The 1,616-nt window shown below is 61.9% G+C and carries 1 protein-coding gene; it reads right to left on the bottom strand.

Going from position 1 to position 1,616, the window contains the following annotated elements:
• Nucleotides 1-241 precede the first annotated feature (241 nt).
• A complete protein-coding gene (locus NZM16_RS06935; protein WP_295448421.1) occupies nucleotides 242-1,399 on the bottom strand; it encodes an aminotransferase class I/II-fold pyridoxal phosphate-dependent enzyme in 1,158 nt (385 codons plus the stop codon).
• Nucleotides 1,400-1,616: the final 217 nt, after the last annotated feature.

Genomic DNA, 1,616 nt, shown 5'->3' with positions numbered 1-1,616 from the left:
TCCCCCCTGGCTCCGGTTCCCCGGGTGTATCTGCTGGCGCCCCGCGGGGCGGTGGGGGCCGCTTTGGGTTGAGCACATTGGTTGTGGGTTTTCTGGTTTGGTTTTGGTTTGTGGGGCGCCGGGCTGTGCCGCCCGCCCCACTACCCCAACCCCCCGCTTGTCACCAAGTATGCGCTAATGCTTTGTCCGCCTTTGGATTGGAGGGATTTTGGCGGACGGCCTTGCCGTGCGCCCCTTCATTCTATGCCCTCAACCGCCGGAGGCGGGCCACCGCCTCGCGGAGGGTCTCCTCCCGTTTGCAGAAAGCGAACCGAACCTGTGTGCGCCCGCGGTCCGGATGGGCATAGAAGCTGGAGCCAGGCACCACTGCCACTCCGATCTCCCGGACCAAGCGCATCGCGAAGGCGGTGTCATCGTCCGTCCCGAAGGCCCGGAAATCCGTCATCACATAATACGCTCCCTGGGGCCACCACGCCTCGAACCCCAGCTCCTCCAGCGCCTCCACCAGCAGATGCCGGCGTTGATCGTAATCCGCCCGCAGCTGCTCATAGTAAGCCATCGGGAACTGGAGCGCCACAGCGCTGGCCTCCTGGAGCGGGGCGGGGGCGCCCACGGTGAGGAAGTCGTGAACTTTGCGGATCGCATCGGTGAGATCCTCCGGAGCGAGACACCACGCAACGCGCCATCCGGTCACCGCGTAAGACTTCGACATCCCGCTGATGGTGACTGTTCGCTCCCACATCCCGGGCAACGTGGCGATGGGGATATGGCGATGTCCATCGTAAACAATGTGCTCATAGATCTCATCCGTAATGGCATACGCATCGTAACGCTGGCATAGCTCGGCGATCCAGCGGAGCTCTTCTTCGGAGAACACATGGCCCGTCGGATTGTGGGGCGTGTTGAGAATGATCGCTCGGGTTCGGTTGGAAAAGGCGCGGCGCAGCTCATCCGGATTGAAGGTCCACGACGGCGGGCGCAGGGGGACATAAACGGGCTTCGCCCCGCTGATCCAGGTGTCGGGGCCGTAGTTCTCATAGAAAGGCTCGAAGATGATCACCTCGTCCCCGGGGTTCAGCAGGGCCAGCAGGGTCGCGATCATGCATTCGGTGGCCCCACAACACACCGTGATATGGCGCTCCGGATCGAGCTCCATCCCATAAAAACGGCGATACTTCTCAGCGATCGCGGCCCGCAGTCGGGGGCTCCCCCAGGTAATCGCATATTGGTTATAGTCCTCCAGGATCGCCCGGGCGGCCGCCTCTTTCAGGGCTTCGGGGGCTGGGAAATCCGGGAACCCCTGGGCCAGATTGATGGCCCCATATTGATGCGCCCACCGGGTCATCTCCCGGATCACGGATTCCGTGAAGTGATGCACCCGTTCGGCCACACGAGACATCCAGGCCCCTCCAGATGGTGATCTGGGATTGCTCTGGTGCAACTTTAGCGATCCTCGACAGCGACTCGAATGTTCTTCTCCCTCTCCCTGCCGTCCTTCGAGCGGTGGGGAGAGGAAAAAGGGGATGAGGTCCAGCCTTCTCCATGGGGCCCTTCATAACCGAAGAGCAATTCATTTGGGGATAGGGTCTTCATGACAGATCACGCTTTCGATTCGC

The organism is Thermoflexus sp. (assembly GCF_025055495.1).
Classification (GTDB): domain Bacteria; phylum Chloroflexota; class Anaerolineae; order Thermoflexales; family Thermoflexaceae; genus Thermoflexus.
Note: the sequence above shows the minus strand (reverse complement) of the source record. Positions and strands in the feature narration are given on the sequence as shown.